Below are 24,139 nucleotides of genomic sequence, written 5' to 3'. Positions count from 1 at the left end.
GCACGGAAGTTGACGGGGCACGCCTGCTGGCGATAGCCTCCCCGGGAGTTTTCCGGGGGGACCTGCCATGCTACGCTCCGCGCTCCCGCTCCTCGTCCTGATCGTCCTGCTGTTCCCCGTGACGGCGTCCGCCGAGCCCCTCACGAGGGAGAAGACCCCCGAGCCGCTGCGGCCGTGGATCGACTGGGTTCTCCAGGGGCACGAGCAGGAGCGCTGCCCGTTCTTCCAGGGGGACGCCGAGACGCGCCAGTGCGCCTGGCCGTCGCGGCTCGGTCTCGATCTCTCGGACCGGGGCGGGCGTTTCACGCAGCAGTGGCTCCTGCATCGGGACGAGTGGGTCCTCCTGCCGGGCGACGCGCGCACCTGGCCGCAGGAGGTGCGCGTCGACGGGCGGCCGGCCATCGTGGCGGCGCAGCCGGGCGGGCCCGCCGTCTGGCTCGCGGCCGGACGTCACGCCGTGAGCGGAACGTTCGACTGGGACGCGCTGCCCCCGCTCCTCCAGGTGCCGACCGGAACGGGACTGGTCGGCCTGATGCTCCGGGGACGCGCCGTGCCGTTTCCGGCGCGCGACGAGCAGGGGCGTCTGTGGCTCCAGAAACGTGCCGGCGAGGAGACGGCGGAGGACCGCCTGGAGGTCACCGTCAATCGCCGCGTCGCCGACGAGATTCCACAGGTCCTGACGACCCGCGTCGATCTGCAAGTCTCCGGAAAAGGCCGGGAAGTGGTCCTCGGGCGGGCGCTGCCGGAGCGCTTCATCGCGATGTCGCTTCGCGGACCGCTCCCGGCGCGCATCGATCCGGACGGCCGGCTGCGGGCGCAGGTGCGGCCGGGGCGCTTCAGCCTCGAGCTGGCGGCGCGGCACGAGGGGCCGGCCTCCACCCTGGCGACGCCAGTCCCCGACGGGTCCTGGCCCGCCCAGGAGGTGTGGGTCTTCGACGCCCGGCCGCACCTGAGGCTGGTCTCGGTCGAGGGGGTGACCGCGGTCGATCCGCAGCAGACGACCCTGCCGGACGAGTGGAGGCAGCTTCCGGCCTACCTGATGCAGAGCGGCAAGACCATGACGCTCGTCGAGAAGCGCCGCGGCGACTCCGAGCCCGCGCCGGACCAGCTCATCCTCGACCGCAGGCTCTGGCTCGACTTCGATGGCGGCGGGTACACGGTCCATGACGCGGTCGCCGGCACGATGCGGCGGACCTGGCGTCTCGAGATGCCGCCGCCCGCCGTCCTCGGACGGGTGGCGATCGACGGCGTCGACCAGTTCATCACGCGCACCGGCCCCGATCGGCCCGCGGGGGTCGAGCTGCGGCAGGGAGAGGTGCGCCTGGACGCCGACAGCCGCGTCGAGCGGGGCGCCGGCGTCGTGCCCGCGGTCGGGTGGGATCACGACTTCAACCAGGTCAGCGCCGAGCTGAATCTCCCGCCCGCCTGGCGCCTGTTCAGCGCATCGGGCGTGGACGACGTCTCCGCCACCTGGATCGCCTCGTGGACGCTCCTCGATCTCTTCCTGGTCCTCATCGGCGCCATGTCGGTCGCCAGGCTCTGGGGGCGGCGCTTCGGGATCATCGCCCTTCTGACGCTCGTCCTCATCTGGATCGAGCCGGGGGCGCCGCACTGGACCTGGCTCGCGGTCCTGGCCTTCGAGGCCCTGCGGCGTGCCCTTCCAGCGGGGCGGATCCTGGCCACGGTGACGGTCGTTCACCGCCTCGCGCAGGTCGTGCTCGTTCTCATGATCATCCCGTTCCTGGTCGATCAGGTGCGCACCGCCCTCTACCCTTCGTTGGAGGAGCCCTGGATGGGCGGCGGCGGGCTCGGGGGGGGCTTCCTGCTGCAGGCCCCGATGGGGGAGAAGGGGGCGGCGACTGAGGAGTTCGACCAGATTCGGGGCGATCTCTCCAACAAGATGAAGGCCATGTCCGCGCTCAAGTCCAATGCCCCGGCTTCGGAACCCGCCGCGGAAGGCAAGATGGCTCAGCGATCCCTGTCGTACCTCTACGCTCCCGACCCCAAGACGGTCGTCCAGACCGGCCCCGGGCTGCCCGACTGGAGCTGGAGGACGGTCTCCCTGAGCTGGCGTGGGCCGGTGAAACAGGCGCAGGAGCTGCGTCTCGTTCTGATCCCGCCCGCCGCGAACCGGCTCCTGAACCTGCTGCGGGTCGTCCTCGTCTCGATCCTGGCGCTCGGCCTGTTCGGGTTTCCCGATCGCTCCTGGCCGGCCCGGCTCATGCGACGGATCGGCCTGGCGCGCCCCGCGATGGCTACCGCGCTGGCCTCGGCGCTGGCGCTCGCGGGGGCCGGGTCGCCGCCGGCCGGCGCGGCCGAGATGCCGCCGGCCGACATGCTGAACGAGCTGCGCACGCGCCTGCTGCAGCCCCCCGCCTGCCGCCCGAACTGCGCCTCCAGCCCCCGCATGCTGCTCGACGTCGGCCCGGCCTCCCTGCGCGCCCGCATCGAGATCAGCGCCGCGGCGGAGACGGCGGTGCCGCTCCCGGGGGGTGCCGATCAGTGGCTCCCCGATCGGGTGGCCGTGGACGGCGAGGCGGCCACCGGGCTGGTGCGGACCGGTGAAGGACGGCTGTGGCTGCGCGTGAGTCCCGGAAACCACCAGGTCCTGATGGAGGGCCCGCTGCCCGACCGTGAGTCGGTCCCGCTTCCCCTGCCGCTCAAGCCCCACCGCGTCGAGGCGCGGGCCCGCGGCTGGCGCGTGGAAGGGCTGCACGAGGACGGCCAGGCGGAGGACAGCCTGCAGCTCGTGCAGGAGCGCGGCCGCGAGCGGGGGCCTTCGGGGGCCTTCGAGCCGATCGCGCTCCCGCCCTTCGTGCGCGTCGAGCGCGAGCTCACGCTCGGGATCAAGTGGCAGGTCGCGACCCGGGTGGTCCGGATCACCCCGGTCGGATCGGCGGTCCGCCTCGAGGTCCCCCTCTTGCCGGGCGAGTCGGTGACGACCGCCGACGTGCGCGTGGCCGGCGACCGGGCGCTGGTCAGCCTCGCCCCGCAGGCGACCGAGGCGGCCTGGACGTCCTCCCTCGATCAAAGGGAATCGATCCGGCTCGCGGCGCCGGGCGACGTCCCGTGGGTCGAGGTCTGGCGCCTGGCCGCCGGACCCGTCTGGCACGTCGAGGTCCAGGGGATCCCGGTGGTCCATCTGCCGGAGGAGACGCCCGTGCGGATGCGCGAATGGCGCCCGTGGCCGGGGGAAGCGGTCACCATCGACGTGATTCGTCCCGGCGGGCTCCCCGGGCAGACGCTGACCATCGACACGACCGATCTCACGATCTCGCCGGGGCTGCGCGCCACCGACGCGAGCCTGAATCTCACCGTCCGCAGCAGCCGGGGGGAGCAGCACGTGCTCACCCTCCCCGAGGTGGCCGAGCTGCAATCGGTGTCGATCAACGGCGTCGTGCAGCCGATCCGCCAGGACGGGCGGGAACTGACGCTGCCGATCATGCCGGGGCCGCAGCACATCGGCGTCGCCTGGAGGCAGAACGACGGCATCCGCCTCGGCTTCAGGGCGCCCGAGGTGGATCTCGGCACCGCCAGCGTGAACGCGCGCACCTCGATCGTGATGCCCGCCGATCGCTGGACGCTCCTGCTGGGTGGCCCGCGCCTGGGGCCGGCCGTGCTGTTCTGGAGCCGGGTCGTCGTCGGCCTCCTGGCCGCGATCGCCCTCGGTCGCCTTCGCCTGACGCCCCTGCGCGCCCGGGACTGGTTTCTGCTGAGCCTCGGGCTGACGCAGGCGCCCGTCTGGATCTCCCTCGTCATCGTCGGCTGGCTGTTCGCCCTCGGGTGGCGCGGACAGCGGGGCGCCGAGGGGTCGGGGGTCCGCTTCAATCTCCTTCAAGTGTTGCTGGCGGGCGCGACGGTCGTCGCGCTGGGCGGGCTCTTCTGGTCGATCACCAACGGCCTCCTGGGCCTCCCCGAGATGCAGATCGCCGGGAACGACTCGCAGGCCGGAAACCTGCACTGGTATCTCGATCGCTCGGGCGAGGTCCTCCCCCGTCCATGGGTCGTCTCCGTCCCGCTCTTTCTCTATCGCCTGGCGATGCTGGCGTGGGCGCTGTGGCTGGCGCAGGCCCTCCTGCGCTGGCTGAAGTGGGGTTGGGAATCCTTCACCCGGGGTGGGCTGTGGCGGCCGAGACTGAAGAAGAAGCCGTCGCCGCCGCCGCTCGCGCCCCCTTCCCCGTCCGCGCCCGGGGTCGCGGCCCCCTGACATGCGGACGCGTCGCGCCTTCTGTGCTCTCGTCGCGATCCTCCTGCTGGGTGTCCTGGGGCCCGCGGGGGACGGCCTCCTTGCCCTGCCCCCGGAGACCGACGACTGGATCCGGATCGAGACGGCCCACTTCACCATGTACAGCAACGCCTCCGAGAGGCGGACCGCCGACCTGGGGCGGAGGCTCGAGCGGTTCCGAGCCGTGCTGTCCCTCTTCTACAAGAAGTTCCGGATCGACCCGCCCGCCCCGACCTCGATTTACGTGTTCAAGCACGAGGCGTCCTTCAAGCCCTACCGGGCGCTCTACAACGACCGGTTCGTCGACTCGGCGGGAGTCTTCGTCGGCTGGCCCGACGGCTCCTTCATCGCGATGAACGGGGATCCGGGGACCGACCCGCTGGACATCATCTACCACGAGTACGTCCACCAGTTTCTCAACAACAACCTGCACGGCACACCTCCCTGGTTCAACGAAGGGCTCGCCGAGTGCTACAGCACCTTCCAGGCGGACGACAAGTCGGCCTCGATCGGCAGGACCCCCGCCGAGCACGTCCTGTTCCTGCGCGAGAACAACCTGCTCAGCCTGCGGCACCTGTTCGCGATCACCCACGACTCCCCCGACTACAACGAGGGGACGCGCCGGGGGGTTTTCTACGCGCAGTCCTGGGCGCTGGTGCATTACTTCCTGTGGGACAAGGCGGAACGGCGCTCGCAGCTCGGGGCCTTTCTCGACCGCCTCGCGAGCGGCCAGGACCCCGACCAGGCCTTCACGGCCAGCTTCGCGACGACCCACGAGAAGCTGGAGCAGGAGTTGCGGGCCCACGTGGGCGGAACGCGGTTCCTGTTCAACGCCGTCAAGTTCTCGGATCTTCACGTGGACACGTCCACGAAGGTCGCCCCGATGAAGCGGGAGGAGATCCTGGCCCGCCTGGGGGATCTCGTCGTCCACGTTCAGCCCGGGCGGCCCTGGGAGGCCGAGACGCACTACCGGGAGGCGCTGAAGTTCAATCCGGCCTGCGCATCCGCCATCACCGGGCTCGCGGTCCTGAGCGAGAAGGCCGAGCGCTACGACGAGGCCGTCGTCCAGTTCGAGAAGGCCCTGGCGATCGACCCGGACGATGGGATGACCTGCTTCCATTTTGGCGCCTGCCTGGCCCGGCGAAGCGCCCTGCGAGGGATGGACGGCGGGCGCGATGCGATCCCTCCCGACGTCGCCCGCGCCCGCGACCTGCTGGGGAAATCGATCCGGCTCCGCCCGGGGCTCGCCGAGGCCTACGTCGAATTCGGCAGGACGTATTTCGGGAACGGCGGCGACCTGGCGCCGGCGATCCGGCACCTCGAGACCGCCCGGCAGATGCTTCCCGCCCGAGCCGATGTTCTTGCCAGCCTGGCGATGCTCCACGCGCGCAACGGGGACCTGGCCAGGGCCCGCGATCTGGTCGAGAACGGCCTGGCGCGCATGAACGACCGGGAAGCGCTCGAGGCCGCGCGCCGCGCGCTTTCGGCCGAGGAGGCCTGGCGCGCCCGGACCTCGCCCCCGGCTGCGGACGAATCATCCTCCGGCGAAGGGACGGTCGACGACGCCGGCGTGATGCCTCAGGACCCGGCACCCCTGGACACGGTCATGCCGAAAGGGGCCCCCGTCGGCGTCTACAACCTCTGGGTCGAGAAGTACAACAAGGCGGTCGAGCGCGCCAATCTGCGGGACTACAAGGGAGCCATCGACATCCTGGAGGGCCTGTCCCGCGAGGTGACCGATCCCGGCCTGCTCGGGCAGGTCAAGACGCTTCTCCAGGCGCTGAAGCGGGACGCCGCCCGCCGGCCCCGGGGATGAGCGTGATCGGCCGGACGGCGTGTCCATGAACAAAGGGCGGCTGGAAGCGTTCAGCGACGGAGTGCTCGCGATCATCATCACCATCATGGTGCTGGAGCTGAGGGTGCCGCATGGGGCCGACGCGGCCGTCCTGCGTTCGCTGTTTTCGGGTTTTCTCAGCTACGTGCTGAGCTTCGTGTACCTCGGGATCTACTGGAACAACCACCATCACCTGCTGCAGGCCGTCCGGCTCGTCAACGGCCGCATCCTCTGGGCGAACATGCACCTGCTGTTCTGGCTGTCCCTCATTCCGATGGCCACGGGCTGGATGGGAGACAGCCGTTTCGCGGCGGTGCCCGTGGCGCTTTACGGTGTCGTGCTCCTGTTCGCCGCGCTGGCCTACTTCGTCCTGTGCCGCACCCTCATCGCGTACCACGGCCGGGAGTCCGTCCTGGCGAGCGCGGTCGGGAAGGATTTCAAGGGAACGATCTCCATGGTGTTCTACGCCGTCGCCGTCCCGCTGGCCTTCGTCAGCGCCTGGCTGGCGTGCGGGCTCTACGTGGTGGTCGCGATCATGTGGCTCGTTCCCGATCGCCGCATCGAGCGCGCCCTCGCCCAGCGGGACTAGGAACCCGGCCTAGAGGACGTCCTTCAGACGGTCTCGGGAGATGTTCGCACCGCACAGAACGATGACGACGCTCCTGCCGGCGAACCGCTCCTTCTCCTTGAGGAAGCCGGCGACCGCCACACCGGCGGCCCCCTCGATCAGGGTGTGGTGCCGGTCGATGACCAGGCGCATCGCGTCCCTGATTTCGGTTTCCGAGACGAGGACGTAGCGATCGACGAAGCGGCGGCAGAGATCGAGCGTGATCGCCCCCGGCTCGACCGCCCCGGCCGTGCCGTCGGAGAGGGTCGGCTTCGACTCCATCTCGAGGATCCGCCCGGCCGCGACCGAGTGGTGCATGACGGCGGAGTTCTCCGGCGAGCAGGCGATGACCTCGACGGGGGCGCCGCCCGACTTGAGATACCCCGCGATTCCGGAGATCAGCCCGCCGCCGCCGAGCGCCACGAACAAGGCATCGATGCGGTCCACCTGCCGGGCCAGCTCCGCGCCGATCGTCCCCTGCCCCGCCACGACCAGAGGATCGTTGTACGGCGAGACGTAGACCCTGGCGGTTTCCTGCGCGTGGCGGCGCGCGAACATCTCCGTGATCCCCGAGTCTGTGGCGTGCGTGCGCACCTCGGCGCCGTAGGCTCGGATGTTGGCCACCTTCGCCGGCGAGGCGTTCTCCGGGACGAAGATGACGCCGGGGCAGCCGAGGGCCTTCAGGCCGTACGCCACCGCCGCGCCGTGGTTGCCGGAGGAGGCGGTCACGATCCCCTCCGCCTTCTCGTCCGGCGTCAGGGACAGGAGCCGGTTCATCGCCCCCCGCAGCTTGAACGAGCCGGTGAGCTGGAGGTGCTCCATCTTCAGCAGGACGCGCGCCCCCGCGGCCTGGCCGAGCGCGGGGGACTCGTCGACCGGGGTCTCGCGCACGTACGGGCGGATCCGCGTTTCGGCCGCGGTGATTTCGGTCTTGAGGTCCATGGAGCGCGCCGCCTCCGGCCGGGAGGATTCAAAGTATCATGAAACACTGATGACGCCGTCCGCGCGCCGCAATCTCCTGACGTACATCGAGGATCTGCCGCGTTTCGGCGGCCGCGAAGCCTACCTCTGGAAGGACGGCGTCCGCTGGCGCCGCCGCACCTACGGCGAGCTGCACCGGCGCTCCCTCGCCTGCGCGGAGGCGCTCGGCGCCGCCGGGCTGAAGCCGGGAGACCCGGTCCTCATCCAGGGGCCCGACGGCGCCGACTGGGTGGAGGCGCTCTTCGGGACGCTTCATGCGGGAGGGATCGCCGTCCCCCTCGATCCCGATTCCCCCGGCGACCTGCGCGCCCGGATCGCGGCCAAGGCGGGCGCGCGCCTTCTCGTCGCCCCCGCGCAGCTCGCGCCACCGGACGGCGTCACGCGGATCGAAACAGGTTCGTGGGGGGCGCGGAGCGCCCCGGCTCCCGCGCGAGGAGCTCCGGCCCGTCCCGCGCCCGACCCCGGCCCCGACGACCGCGCCTTCGTGATGTTCACGTCCGGCACGACCGGCGATCCCCGGGGCGTGATCCTGACCCACGGGAACCTGGTCTCCGATTTCGCGCCGATCGAGCGTGGCTACCTCAAGTGGGCGCCACTCATCCGGCCGGTCGGAGCCCTGCGCTTCCTCTCCACCCTCCCCCTGTCGCACATGTTCGGCCAGGCGATGAACGTGTTCCTCGGCCTGAGCATGGGGCTCACCATCGTGCTGGTCCCCCCGCGACCCCTGGAGGTCATCGAGGCCTCGCGGCGCTTCTCCGCCTGGGGCCTGTTCACCGTGCCGCGGCTGCTCGACCTCCTGGGGGCCGAGGTGCGTCGCGCGCTCCACGCCGCCGGCAGGCTCGAAGCATGCGAGAGGCGCCAGCAGCGCGTGGCCGACTGGCCGTTCTATCTCCAGGCGCCGCTCCTCTGGCCGATCCAGCGGCTGCTCGGCTGGCGGCTCCGGATCATCGTCTCGGGGGGCGCCCGGCTCCCGGAGGAGGTGGACCTCTTCTGGCGGCGCAGCGGCTACCTGGTGGTGCAGGGGTACGGGCTGACCGAGACCGCCCCGATCATCTCGGTGTCGAGCCCGTTCGACCGGCGCGCCGGCAGCGTCGGCCGCCCGCTCGCGGTGCAGGAGGTGAAGCTCGGGCCCGAGGGGGAAATCCTGGTTCGCGGGCCGAACGTCACACCCGGCTACCTGGGAGAGGGGCGCGAGGCGGACGGTGAGGGCTGGCTCAAGACCGGCGACGTCGGCGCATTCGACGCGCGCGGGCGCCTGACGATCCGCGGTCGGCTGAAGGAGGTCATCGTCACCCCCGAAGGGGAGAACGTGCATCCAGGCGACGTCGAGGCGGCCTTCGCCGGCGCCCCGGGCGTGCGCGGCGTGTCCGTCCTGGGCCTGCCGCTCGCGCGCGGCGAGCGGGTCCACGCGGCGCTCCTGATGGAGCGCGGCGCCGACCCGCAGGCGGCGGTCACCGCGGCCAACGAGCGGCTCCTGCCGAAGCAGCGCGTCCGCGGCCACACCGTCTGGCCGGAGGACGATTTCCCGCGCACCGCCACCGGCAAGGTCCGCCGGGGTCTCATGCGCGATCGCATCGTCCTCCTCGAGCGCGACGGCGCCGCCGGGCCGGGCGGCACGGCGGCGGGGTTCTCGGCGGTGCGGCGCCTGCTCGCCTCCCTGGCGCGCGTCGCGCCCGAAACCCTGCGGGACGACACGCGCCTCGTCGAGGGGCTCGGCTTCGCCAGCCTCGACCTCGTGGAGCTGGCGGCCGCCTTCGAGGAGGAGTTCGGCGCACGTCTCCCCGAAGGACGCCTAGGAGAAGCCACCGTCCTCGATCTGGAGCGGCTGGCCGCCATGGCCGTCTCCGCCGGCGGCACGTCGCGGCCAGGCGTCGGCGCGCCCCCGCCGGCCCGCCTCCCGGGACCGGGCGGGGCGCCGGACGCCACTCCGGCCCCGACGGACCTCCTGGCCCTCGAGAGCCGGGGCTCCCTGAGGATGCCGCGCTGGACGCGCCTCCTGCCGGTGCGCCTCGCCCGTCGCGCGATCGAGGAATGCCTGATGATCCCGTTCATCCGCTTCTACGCGCGGCCGCGGATCGCCGGGCTCGAGCATCTGCGGGATGCGCGGCCGCCCTGCCTGTTCGTGGCAAACCACCGCAGCTACATGGATACCGGCCTCTTCAAGGCGACGCTCCCCCGGGCGCTCCGCGGCCGGATCGCCCCCGGCATGACGACGCGGTACCACCGCGTGTTCTACGGCGAAGCGGAGGGCGGGCCGGCCCGCCACATGAAGGAATGGACCCAGGTGCGCCTCGTGGAGTTCTTCTTCAACGCCTGGCCGCTGCCGGAGACGGCCGGCCTCCGCGCCAGTCTCGCGTACGCCGGCGAGCTCATGGACGAGGGCTTCTCGATCCTCATCTTTCCGGAGGGACGGCACGTTCCCGGGCCCGACATGGAGCCCTTCCGCAAGGGGATCGGCATCTTCGCCCGCGAGCTGCGCGCGCCCGTCGTGCCGGCGTTCATCGAGGGGACGGCCCAGGTCCTGCCCGACGGGCGCTACTGGCCGCGCTTCGGCAGGACCCGCCTGGTCATCGGTCCGCCGCTCGCGATCGATCCGGGCACCGATGCGGCCGTGGCCACGGCGCAGATCGAGGCCGCCGTCCGCCGGCTGCGTCCCGCTCCCTGATGGAAATCCCTCGAAAAAAAACTTGAAAAATTGGGCGCCGGACCTTGACTCTGCTAGTCTGCTTGGGTCAAGCGAAAAGTCGGCACGAGTGTCTCGTTTCCTCTTTCAGAAGGAGGGCCCATGAAAACGATGCAGACGGCATCTTTCCTGTTGCTCGTCATGGCCGGGGTCGCCCTGGCGTCCATGGCGTGCACGCAGGACCTCAAGTTCTCGAAGGCGGTTCCCAAGACGCCCGAGGAGCTCCTGGCCGAGCTCAAGACCCACCAGGAAAAGATCGACGCGGCGACCGATGCGACCATGAAGCGGATCGACGAGTTCAACCAGACGCGCAAGCCGGGCGAGCGGACGATCCATTTCAGCGAGATCTACGGGCAGGAATTCACCGACGCCCAGCGCGACGTCCTCAATCAGATGATCGCCCAGGAGAAGGACGTCTCCTACAAGTCCCTCCTCGAGCATATCGTCGCCGATCGGAACGAGCTCCAGGCGCTCCAGGAGAAGGTCATGCACCTCGAGCAGGCCCTGCCGGACAAGTTCGTCGTCGTCAAGAAGGGGGACCGGCACAAGGACCTGGCGATGAACTACCTGGTCAACGAGATGCAGCTGCCGCCCGAGAAGGCCAAGACGCTTCTCGCCGAGGCCGACCAGACCGACGAGCTGGTGCCCGGGAACAAGGTCTGGTTCGCCTACGACCCGAAGGATGACGCGTTCCGCACGTACATCACCCGGGGCGAGGCCAAGCAGCTGCCGCTGGCGCTGCGGCGCGCCAACCAGCGCAACCTGATCGGCGAGCGGGACACGGCGCGCTCCGAGAGGGACGTCGCGCAGGCCGAGGTGAGCAACCTCCAGCAGATCAAGGCGGGGCTGGAGACGGACATCTCGATGCTGCAGGCGAACAAGGCCTCCCTCGAGGACAGCGTCGCGCGCCTGTCGAGCGATCTCTCGTTCCGGCAGAACAGCCTGTTCTATCACGCCGCCAACGAGCGCTCGCTCAAGGATCAGGGCGTCCTCTCGCCCGTGCTGAAGCGCGTCAAGGACGTCAAGCCGCTCCAGTACGAGGCGTCGCTCGATCTGAGGTCGGGGACGACGATCAACCTCGAGCCCCGCCTGTTCGGGCTCGAGAGCATCGGCCGGGTGCGCCTGCTGCCGCCGATCTTCCAGGAAGGCCGGGACTTCACGGTCGAGACCTCGGAAGCGACCGGCACCGCCAAGGTCACCATCCTGGATCCCGAGCTGTTCAAGGGCAAGGAAGTCCTGGTCGCAGTCGGCGGCTAGACGCTTTTCGAGGAGCCCGTCCCGGGCACGGGGACGGGCGGCGTTCCGGACGCCGCGGGGCGTGCGAGGCCCCGCGCCTCCGGAGCCTGTCGGGCATCCTGGGCTATGATTGCCGGCTTCTGGAGGCCGCACCGTGACCCCGGGGCCGCGCGATTTCGTCAGAGCGCTCTGGCACAAGTACCGCGAAGATCACGTCGCGATCCTCGTTTCGAGCCTCGCCTACTACACCTTCTTCTCGTTCTTCCCCATCCTGCTCCTTCTGGCCTCGATCATCGGCTTCGTCTACGGCACGGGGGCGGAGTCCGTGCAGCTGCCTCGTCAGGTCCTGGACCTGTTCCCCTTCAGCTCGGAGTTCATGTCGGACGCCCTGGATCGAATCATCCACGCGCGTCACAGCCTGGGCTTCTTCGGGTCGGTCCTGCTGATCTGGAGCGCGACGGGGGCCTTCGACAATCTCCAGCAGATCCTGAACCGGATCCACCGCGCCCCCGCCATGCGGCCCCTGTGGCGGCGGCGACTGCTCGGGGTGCTTCTGGGGCTGATCCTGACGCTTTTCATCCCCCTGTCCATGGGGATCAGCGCCGTGAGATCCCTGCCCGCGCGCACCCTGGCCGGGATCGTCTTCAACTTCGTGCTCCTCCTGACCCTGTACCATTTCGGGCCATCGGTCAGGCGGCGCTACCGGCAGATCTGGCCCGGGGCCCTGGCCGGGGCCGTGCTGTGGGAGGTGTCGAAGGCGCTCTTCCGAATCTACGTCGGGTCCCTCTCGGCCCAGGACATGCCGTACGGGTCGGTCGGGTCCGTGATCGCGGTGCTGCTGTGGCTGTACGTCTCGGGGACCATCTTCGCGCTCGGCGCCGAGATCAACTTCGTCATCGACCACCGGCGAGAGCTCCTGCGGCGCGCCCCGGTGTAGCAGCCTGCCCGGGGATTCGGCCCGGGCCGCGCGTCCCGGCTCTCAGGCGGGGGCTGGCGTTTGGAGCCGGCCACGCAGCCAGACGCTGATGTCGGCGACCTCCTCCGGGCAGACCGCGTGCGCCATCGGGTAGGTCGTCCAGGTGACCGCGCAGCCGAGGGCGAGCAGGCGGTCGCGGGTCCCTTCGCCACGCTCCAGGGTGATCAGAGGATCGTCCGTGCCGTGCGCCTGGAACACCGAGAGCGGGCGCCCCCCCTCGCCCGCGCCGGGCTCCCGCGCGGCCCCACCCCGTGCGGCCCCTTCATCGGGCCCCGGCCAGATCGGAAGGTAGGTGGACAGCGCCACGACCCCGGCGAGCGGCTCAGGGTGGCGCAGGGCGACGTACAGCGCGATGGCGCCGCCCTGGGAAAACCCGGCCAGGACGATTCTCCGACTCTCGATCCCCCGCTCCCGCTCGCGCGCGACGAGCGCCCCGACCTGGTCGACCGACTCCTTGATCCCTTTCTCGTCCACGTCCCCCTCGAAGTCGAGACCCCTGATGTCGAACCATGCCGGCATGATGAGCCCCATGTTGACGCTCACGGGGCGGCGCGGAGCATGGGGAAGGATGAAGCGCACGCCGAGATCCTGCAGCCCCAGGGCCGGCACGATCGGCTCGAAGTCATGGCCGTCGGCTCCCAGGCCGTGCAGCCAGATGACCGCATTGGCGATCGGGGCGCCGGACGCGACCTCGACGCAGGGAAGGAATTCGCTCATGCCTACCGGATCGGCATGTAGACATGCGTGACCGGCTCGGCCTCCGGCGTGCTTCCCGGGTCGGCGGAGTACTGGTCCCATGTCGGGCCCGCCGTCTCCCGGCCGCAGGCGGCGGCGTAGGCGGCGAGCTTCTCGCAGGTCGCCGGGATGTCGAGGCGGCCCCCGCGGTGGATCGCCTGGAGCGCCGTGCCGGCGTAGGTCTGCTTGATCCGGACCGGCGAGGACGGCGGGACCTCGCGCTCCGGCGCCCGATCCACCGGGATCGCCGCGTCGAACTCATACTCCGTGTCGGACCACCTGGTGTTGATCGTGATCGGCGCGGCGCTCTGCTTCAGGCGCTGGGCGGTCAGGAAGCGCCCGATCTGCGCGTACGCCGAGCCGTTCGCCGCGGCGATCGCCTTGTCGTCCCAGGTGCTCGACGTCGAGACGTAGGCCACGGTCACCGGGGCCACCTCCACCGTCTCGATCTCGAGGGTCGAGAAGTCCGCCTTGGGGAGGCTCTCGGCGAGCTTCTTCAACCCCGCGAGCCCCTTCTCGAAGTCCGATCCGACCATCCTGTCGATCATGAGGCCGAAGTAGCGGCTGACCGGATTCATCCCGAGGTCGGTCTCGAACCCCCAGGTCACGCGGGTGCCGGTCCCCTCGGGGGTCAGGGTGAACTGGGCATCGGCTTTCCCTTCCGACCCGAAATCGAGGCGGGTCCTGACCAGCTCGTACGGACGGCTCTCGACGATCTCCTGGCTGCCCGAGCCGGCCTTCTTCGGATCCCCCGCCCAGGACATCTTCGCGCCGACTCCGGTGGCGGGGCCGTCGTACGTGTATTTCGCCTGGGGATCCAGCTCGAACCAGGGCGACCACTTGTTGAAACTCGCATACCCGTTCAAGAGAACGAACACGGTCGCCCGAGGGGCGTCGATCACCGCCGACCTCTCGGCGTGCACGCGGCGGGGCAGGAGCAGGCCGATCCCGCCCAGGACGGCGGCCAGCACGACCAGGACGATCAGCAGCTTCTTCAGGACCCTCATCGCGGCCCCTCCCCGATTCAGCGCGCCGCGGTGACCGGGACCACCACCGGTTCGAGATGTGCCTCTCTCGCCTTGCGGCCGAGCGCCGCGAGATCGCCCGAGACGAGGGCGTTCCACTCCCCTTCGAGCGCGTCCAGCTCGCGGACCTGATCGGTGAAGACCTCACGCATCCCCTTCGTCGGGGCCCCGGTCCCGTCCGCGGCGAACCCGAGAAGCGGACTGAGCCGGCTGTAGAGGCGGGCCCCCTTGGCGAGGATGTCGTACTCGACCTGGGCCTTCGGCTGATGGAGCTTCCCCTCCAGGGTGTCGCACCGGGTGATCAGGTCGGCGGCCGCCTTGGTCCAGTCGGAGGCGGGAGCGCTGCCATCCAGGGCCTCCGACTTGACCTTGAGCTGGTCCCGCACCGATCGGATTCGCGCCACGAGGCCGGCCAGCCGGGTCACCTGCTCCTGGACCTGGCGGGCGAACTTCACCTGCTCGGCGATTTCGCCGGCCGGGATCTTCAGGCGGGGATCGGGGAGGATCTCGATCGCCGCCGTCATCGTCTTGTCCCCCACGGTCAGACGGGCGGTGTAGACGTCCGGGACAGCCCGCGGCGCGGCCTCCGGATTCCCCTCGGTCTTCGCCTTCTTGATCCTCGTCGCCGGGCCGTACTCGAGGTCCCAGGCGATCCGCTGCACGCCCGTCTCGGTCGACAGGACCGGCTTCTCGTCGTCCCGGCCGCCGTCGGGATCGTCCTTCTCGTATTCCGGCTCGTCCTTCTTGCTGGAGAACGTGCGGACGACGGCGCCGCCGGCGTCGAGGATCTCCAGCTTCAGGTCCCCCTCCGCCTTCTTCTTCAGGTAGTAGCTGAGGACGGCGCCGTAGGGCGGGTTCTCCCCGACGTCCTCTCCGTCGAACGAGGACCGGGACTCCCACCTCGTCGAAGGCTGCGGCGGGAACAGGTGCGCCGGCCGCTCGGCGATCTCCTTCGACCAGTCGCGCAGGGGCGTCAGGTCGTCGAGAATCCACATCGATCGGCCGTGGGTCCCCACCACCAGATCGTTGTCCTTCACGACGAGGTCGTGCACGGCGACGGTCGGCAGGTTCAATCCGAGCGCCGTCCAGGTGCCTCCGTCGTCGCGCGAGAACGACACGCCCCGCTCGGTCCCGAGGTAGAGCTGCCCGCGGCGCTTCGGGTCCTCCCGCACGGCATGGAGATAGACGTCCTTGGGCAGCCCCGCCGCCAGGCTCTTCCAGGACTTGCCGTAGTCGGACGTCTTCCAGATGTACGGGCGCATGTCATCCAGCCGGTGGGCGTCCACCACGACGTACGCCGTGGCGGCGTCGTGCGGCGACGGCTCGATGACGCTGACCGTGCCCCACTCCGGAAGCCCCTTGATGGCCGGCGTGACGTTGGTCCAGTGCGCCCCGGCGTCGCGCGTCACGTGCACCAGCCCGTCGTCGCTCCCCGCCCAGATGAGCCCCTTCTCCTTCGGCGACTCGGCCACCGCGAAGATCGTGTCGTACCACTCGACGCCGGTGTTGTCCCCCGTGATCGGCCCGCCCGACCATTTCTGCTTCGACTTGTCGTTGCGCGTCAGGTCGGGGCTGATCGCCGTCCAGGACTGGCCGCCGTCGGTCGTCCTGAAGAGGACCTGGGACGCGTGGTACACGGTCTTCGGGTCGTGCGGCGAGATGTGGATCGGGGCGGTCCACTGGAAGCGGTAGCGGTTGTCTTCGGCGCCGTGGCCCGACCAGTTTTCCGGGTAGGCGGAGATGTTGCGCGTCATGCCGGTGCGGTGGTCGTATCGCGTGATGATCCCGAAGTACTCCCCCGCCCAGACGATGTTCGGGTCGGAGGGATCGTGCGCCGTGTACCCGGCCTCGCCCCCCCCGACGTCATGGCAGTCGCCGTTCCTGATGCCGCCGCCGTGCAGGCTGTTGCTCGGACAGGAGGCGGTGCCCAGGTCCTGCATCGCCCCCGAGACGCGGTACGGCACCGAGCTGTCGGCGGTCACGTGGTAGAACTGCCCGAGCGGCAGCGGCGGCGCGTACCAGGTCTCTCCGCCGTCCCAGGACAGGTCCACGCCCCCGTCGTTGCCGTTGATGATCCGCTTCGGGTTCTTCGGATCGATCCAGACATCGTGATGGTCGCCGTGGTGCGCCCCCCTCACCCTCTTGATCGTCCGGCCGCCGTCGATCGAGCGCAGCATGGGGACCTGCGGGAACCAGATGACGTCGGCGTTCGACGGATCGACCGTCATCGTCATGTAGTACCAGGGACGCTGCGTGACGGCATGGTGATCGGTCGCCAGCGACCACGAGTCGCCGCCGTCGTCCGAGCGGAACAGGCCGCCCTTCTCCGCTTCGATGAGCGCGTAGACCCTCCGCCCGTCGGAGGGGGCCACCGCCACCCCCACCTTCCCCCAGATCCCCTCCGGCAGGCCGTGCCCGGTCAACTGCTTCCACGTGTCCCCGCCGTCGCGCGACGTGTAGAGCCCGCTCCCGGGGCCGCCGCTGGTCATCTGCCATGGCCGGCGGCGCGCCTGCCAGAACCCGGCGAACAGGATGTTCGGGTTCGACACGTCGAAGCAGACGTCGGAGGCGCCCGTGTCCGCGTCCTTCTTGAGGACCTGCTGCCAGGTCTTGCCGCCGTCCTTCGTCCGGTAGACGCCGCGCTCGGGGTTCGGGCCGAACGCGTGCCCGAGGACCGCGGCGAAGGCGATGTCGGGATTGGACGGGTGGACGATCATCGTGCCGATCTGCCCCTCCTGCGTCCAGACGTGCGTCCAGGTCTTGCCGGCGTCCGTCGACTTGTAGATGCCGTTGCCGGCCGCGACGTTGCCGCGGATGTTGGCCTCCCCCGAGCCGACATAGACCACGCCCGGGTTGCTGGGCGCGACCGCAATCGACCCGATGGACGAGATCGGCTGATCGTCGAAGATCGGCTTCCAGGCGATGCCGCCGTCCTCCGATTTCCAGACTCCCCCCGAGGCGCTCGCCGCGTAGTAGACGAGCGGGTCGCCCGGGACGCCGGCGACCCGCGACACCCGGCCGCCCGCGGCGGGTCCGACGAGCCGGAACTTCATCCCTTTGAACTCCTCCGGGCCCTTGGACGGCTTGTCGGGCTCATCGGCCGCCAGGCCGAGAGCGGGGGCGGCGACGATCAGGACTGCCAGCAACACCATGATCAAACGAACGGACCGGCGGCAACGGGCCAGCATGGGCTCTCCTCACGGTTTGAAACGGCGCTGCATTCTACCGCTAAACGCCGGGGGATCGATATAATCGCCGCTCCCGGACGACATCTCATCCAGGAGCCCGCCCGGGCCTCCGGGCAGGCTCCCAGGGAGGCGGCCTCATGGCGGAGAACCGGTACGACGCGATCATCATCGGCGGCGGCCACAACGGGCTGGTCAGCGGGGCCTACTTCGCGCGATCGGGCGCCCGGACCGTCGTCCTCGAGGCCCGCCCCAAGACGGGCGGCGCCGCCGACACCAGCGCCCCCTTTCCCAATCATCCCGAGATCAAGGTCACGACCTACTCGTACGTCATGTCCCTGATGCCCCCCACCATCATCCGCGAGCTGCGGCTGAAGGACTTCGGGTACAAGGTCACGCCGTTCGGTCCCTATTACCAGGCCTATCCCGACGGGCGCGCCGTCAAGGTGTTCGTCAGCGACGCGGCCAGGAGCCACGCGTCGATCGCGCAGTTCTCGAAGAAGGACGCCGAGACGCTGCCGAAGTGGGAGGCGTGGCTGAAGGGGGTGGCGGACGTTCTCGGGCCGCTGCTCCTGCAGGTCCCTCCGCGGCTCGGCTCTCTGTCGCCGGGCGACCTCCTGGAGCAGGCGCAGACCGGCTGGAAGGTCCGCAAGCTCGGGGTCCGCGGCGTGGCCGACGTCACGCGCCTGTTCACCATGAGCGTCACCGACCTGGTGAACGACTGGTTCGAGTCGGACGCGGTCAAGGGGATGCTGACGGTGAACGGCATCATCGGCACCTGGGCCGGGCCGGACGAGCCGGGCACCGCCTACGTGATGCTGCACCACTCGATCGGCGACGTGGGGGACGGGCATCTCGGCTCCTGGGGCTTCCAGGAGGGAGGCATGGGGGCCGTGTCGGATTCGATCCGCAAATCGGCGGCGAGCTTCGGATGCGAAGTCCGGACGAACGCGCGCGCGGCGCGGATCCTCGTGAACGGGGGGCGCGTGGCCGGCGTGGCGCTCGAGAACGGCGACGAGCTGCATGCCCCGGTCGTCGTCAGCGCCATCCATCCGAAGATCGCCTTCCTGAAGCTCCTCGACCGCCGGGAGCTGCCCGCCGACTTCGTCCGCGACATCGAGTGCTGGAAGACGCGATCCGGCGTGGTCAAGATCAACGTGGCCCTCTCCGAGCTTCCCGACTTCAAGGCCGACCCCGGAACGAACCTCCAGGAGCACCACACCGGCGCGATCGAGCTCTGCTTCTCCTCGCGCTACGCCGAGCGCGCCTTCCAGGACGCGCACATGGAGCGCAAGGCATCGACCGCGCCGTTCGTGGACGGCACCATCCCGACGACGCTCGATCCGACCCTGGCGCCGAAGGGGATCCACGTCTTCTCGATGTTCACGCAGTGGGTGCCGGACGACTGGAACATGGCGCCCCACCGCCAGGAGCTGGAGGCCTACGCCGACCGCATCATCGACCAGTACACCGAGCTGGCCCCGAACTTCAGGCGGGCCGTCATCGACCGGCAGGTGATCGGCCCCTACGACATGGAGCAGGAGCTGGGCCTGATCGGAGGCAACATCTTCCACGGCGAGCTCTCGGCCGATCAGCTCTTCCACATGCGGCCGGCCCCCGGGTACGCCGACTACCGCACGCCGATCAAGGGGCTGTACCACGGCTCGTGCGCCACGCACGCGGGCGGCGGCGTGAACGGCATCCCCGGCTGGCAGGCGTTCCGCCAGGCGCGCCGGGACGGGGCCGTGGCGCGCCGGTAGAGCGGCCCGGGCGAGGGGCCGAGCATCCGGCCGGGCCGCGGCCCATGGCCCCGACCGGCTCCTACTCGACCCGCTGGATCGCCATCAGGGTGAGATCGTCCGACTTCGCGGCACCGGCGCGGAAGGCCTTCAGGTCCCGCAGGCAGACCGAGACGGTCTCTGCGGGCTTCCGCGCAGGGCCCTGCGCCAGAAGCGCCTTGAGACGCTCGATCCCGTACTCCTCGTCCGCCGCTCCCCGCGTCTCCGAGACCCCGTCGGTGTAGAGCAGGATGGCGTCGCCCGGCGCCAGGCGCAGCCGGGCCACCGCGAAGCGCGCGTCGCAGAACATGCCGATCGGCAGCCCGGTCGAGGCGATCGCCTCGACGGCCCCCTGTCGCGCCACCAGCGGAGGCACGTGCCCGGCGTTGCAGAGCTCCACCTCGCCCGATCGTGACGCGCGGCCGCAGACCAGCGTGGCGAAGTGGCTCGGCAGGGCGCTCTCGCAGAACAGCCTGCTGGCCCGGGCGACCAGCTCCTCGAGCGGCAGCCCCAGCGGCACGAGCGCCCGAAGCGTGGCGTGCAGGTGCGCCATCAGCATCGACGCCGCGACCCCTTTCCCCGAGACGTCGCCGATGGCGAAGTGCAGGCTCCCGTCCGGGGCGCCCAGCGCGTCGCAGTAGTCGCCGCCGACGGGACCCGGCCCCTCGTAGTGGCGGGCGATCTCGTACCCCGGAAGGCTCAGGCTCGGAGGCGGGAGCAGGCCGCGCATGACCCGGGCCGCCAGATCGAGATCCTGCTCGAGCGCGCGCTGTTCCGTGGGCGAGAGATGGTCGAGGCAGTACTCGAGGAGCGGGTCCGCCATCAGGCGGTCGGCCTCGATAGGGTCGTGGCAGGTCTCGCAGATCCCGTAGGTCCCTCTGTCCAGGCGCTCGAGGGCGGCGTCGACCTCGCGCAGCAGGGTCCGAAGCCGGTCCGCGTCGGGAGATTGCCCGGCGATGCCCTGCAGCCTGTCCCGCCGCTCCGCGAGCTGATCCCGTATCAGGGCCTCGACCGGGCTGGCCATCGTCCACCCCCCATGCTGCGCGAGCGACCAACATATAATGCCCCCCCGCCCCGCGGCAAGGGGCGCTGGATGAGGACCGGAGGAGACATGATGATGCGGGGGATGGTGCTTCTCGGTGCGGCGGTGTTCGTCCTGGGCGCTGTGCGGGTCGCGCGGGCCGCGCCGGCGGCGACTCCCGAGGCGCTGCGGAAACTGGCGGCCGAGTACTACGGCTGGCGCGATCAGAGCTATCCGGTGTCGAGCAGCTCGCAGGGGCTGCACACCTGGGACGACCGGCTGGCCGATTACTCCGCCCGGGCCGTGGCGTCCAGGAGAAAGCGCGTCGCCGACGTGCTCGCGCAGGTCCGGGCGATGCCGTCCGATTCATGGAGCAGGAACGATCGGATCGACTGGCTCCTGTTCAGGGCCCAGGTCGGGACGGTGGAGTTCATCGATCGCGTCCTGGATCCCGAGGCGGCCAACCCGCAGGTCTACGTCGGCGAGTGCAGCAACGCCATCTTCTCGCTGCTCAAGAAGGAGTACGCCCCGCCGCGCGCCCGGGCGCTGGCGGCCACGGCGCGGCTGCAGGCGATGCCCGCGCTCCTGGAGCAGGGGAAGGCGAACCTGACCCGCCCGGTGGCTCTCTACTCCCGTCTCGCCATCGAAGCGGCGCGCGCCATCGACCCGCTGTTCAAGGACAGCCTGATGACCCTCGCCCCGGACCTGAGCGCGGCCGAGAGAGACTCGCTGGTGAAGGCCAGGGACGCCGCCATTCAGGCCCTGCACGGCTTCGCCGACTGGCTCGAGACTCGCCTGCCTCAGATGCAGCCCTTCAAGCCGATGGGGATGGAGAACTACAACACGCTTCTGAAGACCGCCTACCTGCTGCCGATCGACGCGGGCCAGGTCGAGATGCTCGGCCAGGCGGAGCTGGCCCGCTACCGGGCCCTCGAGGCTCTGCTCAAGGATCCGGCGATGGCCAACCCGGATCCCTCCCGCAGCCGCGTCATCCCGAAGGACCAGGAGGAATTCCTGAAGGCGTACGAGAGCCGCCAGGACGAGATGATCCGCTTTCTCGGAGAGAACCGCCTCCTGACGCTCCCCCCCTATCTCGGGCGCTTCTCCATCCGGCAGCTGCCGGAGGCGTTCAAGCCGACGAGCCCGGGCGGCTTCATGAACCCCCCCGGGCTGTACGACTCCGACCCGAGCGGCTTCTACTTCATCCCGACGTACAGCCCGAAGAGCGCCAATTTCTACATCCGCGCCGCCATCGAGGACCCGCGCCCCATCCTGGGACACGAGGGAATCCCGGGCCATTTCCTGCAGATCTCGATCGCCAACCACCTGCAGGACGAGATCAGGCGCCAGCAGGGGGACGGGGTCTTCGTCGAGGGCTGGGCGCTGTACACGGAGGAGATGCTGATGCGGGCCGGGCTCTACCCGGACGGCTCCGCCGGCCAGGGACAAATCTTGAGGTTGTCGCGCTATCGCGCCGCCCGGATCGGCGTCGACGTCAACCTGCACACCGGCCGCTGGACGTTCGAGGAAGCGGTCAAGTACTTCATGGAGGCCGGCGGGCTGGACCGTGAGGCGGCCGAAGGAGAAGCGGCGGGCGCCGCCTCGGATCCGACGCAGAAGATCACCTACATGGTCGGCAAGTGGCAGATCATGCGCCTGCTCGGCCTGTATCGCGATCGCCGCGGCAAGGACTTCCGGCTGGGCGACTTCCACGACGACCTGCTCAAGAACGGGAGCCTGCCGCTGTCGATCGTCGAGTGGCTCCTCCTCGACGATCCCAAGACGCTCGATCGGGCGCTCGGGCCCGCGGGGGCCAGATGAGCGGCGATCCCGCCGCGTAGAACCTGGCCGGCTGGATCGCCTGCGGGCGCCGACGCGTTCTCTCTCAGCTCGAGAGTCCTATCCCCATCAGGTCGAGGATGCGCAGGAGGAGGCCCGGACGGCCCCCCGCGTCGACGCGGCGCAGCGCCTTCGTGACGGCCTTGACCGCCAGGGTGCGCAGCGGCTCGGGCGGGTACGGGAACGGGTGCTTGCGAACCAGGGCGAGATCGAGCAGGGTGCTTTTTCGCTCCAGCGCCATGTGGGCGAGGATCTGTCCGGCCAGGTGCGTGTTGCCGAGCCCGTGGCCGGTGTAGCCCAGGCCGTAGAGGACGCGCCCCCCCTCGGCGGCGCCGAAGAACGGCGTGAAGCGCGTCGTCGAGCAGATGGGCCCGCCCCAGGCGTAGGGGAACGGCAGGTCGCCGAGCTGCGGGAAGTGGCGGCGGAAGCTGTCGCGCAGCTCGGAGTAATGGCGCTCGGAGTGGTCGCAGCCCGCGTCGACGCGGTTCCCCGAGTAGTACGCCGCCTCGCTGGTCCCCCACAGGATCCGGTTGTCGGCAGTGAGGCGGTAGTACTTGAAGAAGGACCGTGTGTCGGTCACCCCCTGCCTCTGGCGCCAGCCGATCCGCGCCATCTGGTCCCCGCTCAGGGGCTCGCTCACCAGGATGTAGTCGTAGAGCGGGATGAAGCGGCTCAGGAGCCGTGGGAACAGGTGGTGCGTGTAGGCGTTGGTCGCCAGGATCAGGCGTCGCGCCAGAAGCTCCCCCTCGGCGCCGGGCGGGGGGGCGGACGAGGCCTGGGCGCGGGCCGCAGCCGCCTTCAATCGCGCGGCCGCGGCCTGCAGGCGCTCGGCCGCGACCCCGGTCGCTTCCATGCGGGCCGCGGGAGGTCCCCCGGCGCCGGGAACATGGACCGACCGCACCCGCATCCCGCCGTTCGACCGCTCGATGGCGGTCACGCGGGTCCGCTCGTGGAAGACGACGCCGGACCGGACCGCCTCGCGCTTGAGACCCTCCACCAGCTTCACCGGATCGAGAATGCAGGAATTCGGATTGAGCAGGGCCCCCTGGAAGCGGGCGCAGTTCAGCTCGGCGCGGGTCTCCGCGGCGTCGAGGAAGCGGAAGTGCGTCAGGCCGAGCTGCCGCGCCACCTCGGCCGACTCGCGCAGCTCCTCGACCTGCGACGGCAGCAGGGCGACGTGCAGCTGTCCCGTGCGCTCGAGGTCGCAGTCGATGCCGCGCTCTTCGAGGAACGTCAGCATCGAGCGGATGTTCTCGACCCCTAGGCCGGCCATCCGGACCGCCTCCCGCCGCCCGAAGTGGGCGATGGCCAGCTCGTGCGAGTGGTCGATCCCCTCGCCGAGCATCCCGGCGTTCCGGCCGCTGGCGCCGAACGCCGCGTCCCCCTGCTCCACGACCACGATGTCCTGCTCCGGGTCGAAGCGCTTGAGGAAGATCGCCGTCCACAGCCCGGTCAGGCCGGCTCCGATGATGGCGATGTCCGCCTCGCGCCGGCCGATCAGGGGAGGATCGGATTCCCGTTTCCGGCCGGCCAGCCAGAAGCAGGCCTGCTCGATGGGGCGGGAGTTTTCTCCGGCTGCCGGGCCCAAGGACGCCTCCTCCCCGCGCGCTTATGGACCGTGATCGAATCGGGCGGGACGCAGAGATTATCATCAACTTCGGCGGGCTGTGCAGGGTTCGGCGGAGGTCGACAACGTCTTCAACGGACCGTGCTTCATGGCGCAGATCTCCGGCGACGGCTCGAACCCTCCGTACGGCAGCAACCGGATCACCGGGAACGTGCACATCCTGGGCGCTCGTCAATCTGATCGCCAGCCCGCGGGGAAGCGGGCCGACCCCCTGGCATGCGCCTGGATGCCCTGGCATATGAAGCCTGCCGTGCGCGGCCCTTCCGGCAATCGGAGAAACATGAAAGTGTCCCGGGGAAAGACTGGATGCGATGATGCGGAAGATCCCTCAATGGCCGGCGTTTTCGCTCCGTGTGAGGGTCCAGCCAACGGCCCTGCCTGAGGATC

General features: G+C 70.2%; 14 protein-coding genes. 8 read left to right on the top strand and 6 right to left on the bottom strand.

Features of this window, described 5'->3' with window-relative positions:
* The first annotated feature begins 67 nt into the window (after positions 1-67).
* From VGV60_10055 to VGV60_10045, 3 genes are read left to right on the top strand one after another with little or no spacing between them, the layout of a single operon-like run.
* Positions 68-4,207, top strand: a complete 4,140-nt coding sequence (locus VGV60_10055; protein ID HEV8701599.1) for a hypothetical protein — start codon at positions 68-70, stop codon at positions 4,205-4,207.
* 1 nt (position 4,208) lies between these two features.
* A complete protein-coding gene (locus VGV60_10050) occupies positions 4,209-6,041 on the top strand; it encodes a DUF1570 domain-containing protein (GenBank protein HEV8701598.1) in 1,833 nt (610 codons plus the stop codon).
* A gap of 25 nt (positions 6,042-6,066) precedes the next feature.
* Complete coding sequence (locus VGV60_10045) at positions 6,067-6,648, top strand: TMEM175 family protein (protein HEV8701597.1); 582 nt, start codon at positions 6,067-6,069, stop codon at positions 6,646-6,648.
* Positions 6,649-6,657: 9 nt separating this feature from the next.
* Here the strand turns inward: VGV60_10045 and VGV60_10040 are convergent, their stop codons facing one another.
* Complete coding sequence (locus VGV60_10040; protein HEV8701596.1) at positions 6,658-7,608, bottom strand: threonine/serine dehydratase; 951 nt, start codon at positions 7,606-7,608, stop codon at positions 6,658-6,660.
* 49 nt (positions 7,609-7,657) lie between these two features.
* On the opposite strand from VGV60_10040, the gene VGV60_10035 reads away from it, so the two are divergent.
* The 3 genes from VGV60_10035 to VGV60_10025 all read left to right on the top strand — a co-directional run bounded on the left by VGV60_10035 (position 7,658) and on the right by VGV60_10025 (position 12,503).
* The gene (locus tag VGV60_10035; protein HEV8701595.1) at positions 7,658-10,312 is read left to right on the top strand and encodes an AMP-binding protein; all 2,655 of its coding nucleotides are present in this window, start codon (positions 7,658-7,660) and stop codon (positions 10,310-10,312) included.
* 120 nt (positions 10,313-10,432) lie between these two features.
* Entirely contained in the window at positions 10,433-11,587 is a 1,155-nt protein-coding gene (locus VGV60_10030; GenBank protein ID HEV8701594.1) for a hypothetical protein, read from the top strand.
* Positions 11,588-11,720: 133 nt separating this feature from the next.
* Positions 11,721-12,503 carry a YihY/virulence factor BrkB family protein gene (locus tag VGV60_10025; GenBank protein HEV8701593.1) on the top strand — a complete coding sequence of 261 codons (783 nt, stop codon included), beginning with the start codon at positions 11,721-11,723 and terminating at the stop codon, positions 12,501-12,503.
* Between the two features lie 42 nt (positions 12,504-12,545).
* Here VGV60_10025 and VGV60_10020 read toward each other — a convergent pair whose 3' ends face one another.
* The 3 genes from VGV60_10020 to VGV60_10010 are packed head-to-tail and all read right to left on the bottom strand — an operon-like array spanning position 12,546 to position 17,490.
* Positions 12,546-13,259: an alpha/beta fold hydrolase gene (locus tag VGV60_10020; GenBank protein HEV8701592.1), complete on the bottom strand. Its 714-nt coding sequence runs from the start codon at positions 13,257-13,259 to the stop codon at positions 12,546-12,548.
* A gap of 2 nt (positions 13,260-13,261) precedes the next feature.
* Positions 13,262-14,284 carry an SRPBCC family protein gene (locus VGV60_10015; GenBank protein HEV8701591.1) on the bottom strand — a complete coding sequence of 341 codons (1,023 nt, stop codon included), beginning with the start codon at positions 14,282-14,284 and terminating at the stop codon, positions 13,262-13,264.
* 17 nt (positions 14,285-14,301) lie between these two features.
* The gene (locus VGV60_10010) at positions 14,302-17,490 is read right to left on the bottom strand and encodes a glycosyl hydrolase (GenBank protein HEV8701590.1); all 3,189 of its coding nucleotides are present in this window, start codon (positions 17,488-17,490) and stop codon (positions 14,302-14,304) included.
* Positions 17,491-17,627: 137 nt separating this feature from the next.
* On the opposite strand from VGV60_10010, the gene VGV60_10005 reads away from it, so the two are divergent.
* Positions 17,628-19,247 (top strand): NAD(P)/FAD-dependent oxidoreductase, encoded by a 1,620-nt coding sequence (locus tag VGV60_10005; protein ID HEV8701589.1) that lies wholly within the window; start codon positions 17,628-17,630, stop codon positions 19,245-19,247.
* A gap of 61 nt (positions 19,248-19,308) precedes the next feature.
* Here the strand turns inward: VGV60_10005 and VGV60_10000 are convergent, their stop codons facing one another.
* A complete protein-coding gene (locus VGV60_10000) occupies positions 19,309-20,289 on the bottom strand; it encodes a SpoIIE family protein phosphatase (protein HEV8701588.1) in 981 nt (326 codons plus the stop codon).
* Positions 20,290-20,376: 87 nt separating this feature from the next.
* On the opposite strand from VGV60_10000, the gene VGV60_09995 reads away from it, so the two are divergent.
* Positions 20,377-22,107 carry a DUF885 domain-containing protein gene (locus tag VGV60_09995; GenBank protein HEV8701587.1) on the top strand — a complete coding sequence of 577 codons (1,731 nt, stop codon included), beginning with the start codon at positions 20,377-20,379 and terminating at the stop codon, positions 22,105-22,107.
* Between the two features lie 64 nt (positions 22,108-22,171).
* Here VGV60_09995 and VGV60_09990 read toward each other — a convergent pair whose 3' ends face one another.
* Entirely contained in the window at positions 22,172-23,713 is a 1,542-nt protein-coding gene (locus VGV60_09990; GenBank protein HEV8701586.1) for an FAD-dependent oxidoreductase, read from the bottom strand.
* Between the last annotated feature and the right edge of the window lie 426 nt (positions 23,714-24,139).

The sequence above is a fragment of the Candidatus Polarisedimenticolia bacterium genome (assembly GCA_036001465.1).
GTDB lineage: Bacteria > Acidobacteriota > Polarisedimenticolia > Gp22-AA2 > Gp22-AA2 > Gp22-AA3.
The sequence above is the reverse complement of the archived record's forward strand: the minus strand, read 5'-3'. Positions and strand labels throughout refer to the sequence as shown.

Bases quoted from the DNA above. Each gene is read 5' to 3' on its own strand.
- VGV60_10045 (HEV8701597.1), top strand. From the start codon at position 6,067: ATGAACAAAGGGCGGCTGGAAGCGTTCAGCGACGGAGTGCTCGCGATC.
- VGV60_10035 (HEV8701595.1), top strand. From the start codon at position 7,658: ATGACGCCGTCCGCGCGCCGCAATCTCCTGACGTACATCGAGGATCTG.
- VGV60_10040 (HEV8701596.1), bottom strand. From the start codon at position 7,608: ATGGACCTCAAGACCGAAATCACCGCGGCCGAAACGCGGATCCGCCCG.
- VGV60_10005 (HEV8701589.1), top strand. From the start codon at position 17,628: ATGGCGGAGAACCGGTACGACGCGATCATCATCGGCGGCGGCCACAAC.
- VGV60_10050 (HEV8701598.1), top strand. From the start codon at position 4,209: ATGCGGACGCGTCGCGCCTTCTGTGCTCTCGTCGCGATCCTCCTGCTG.
- VGV60_10010 (HEV8701590.1), bottom strand. From the start codon at position 17,490: ATGCTGGCCCGTTGCCGCCGGTCCGTTCGTTTGATCATGGTGTTGCTG.
- VGV60_10020 (HEV8701592.1), bottom strand. From the start codon at position 13,259: ATGAGCGAATTCCTTCCCTGCGTCGAGGTCGCGTCCGGCGCCCCGATC.
- VGV60_10015 (HEV8701591.1), bottom strand. From the start codon at position 14,284: ATGAGGGTCCTGAAGAAGCTGCTGATCGTCCTGGTCGTGCTGGCCGCC.
- VGV60_10000 (HEV8701588.1), bottom strand. From the start codon at position 20,289: ATGGCCAGCCCGGTCGAGGCCCTGATACGGGATCAGCTCGCGGAGCGG.
- VGV60_10055 (HEV8701599.1), top strand. From the start codon at position 68: ATGCTACGCTCCGCGCTCCCGCTCCTCGTCCTGATCGTCCTGCTGTTC.
- VGV60_09995 (HEV8701587.1), top strand. From the start codon at position 20,377: ATGATGATGCGGGGGATGGTGCTTCTCGGTGCGGCGGTGTTCGTCCTG.
- VGV60_10030 (HEV8701594.1), top strand. From the start codon at position 10,433: ATGAAAACGATGCAGACGGCATCTTTCCTGTTGCTCGTCATGGCCGGG.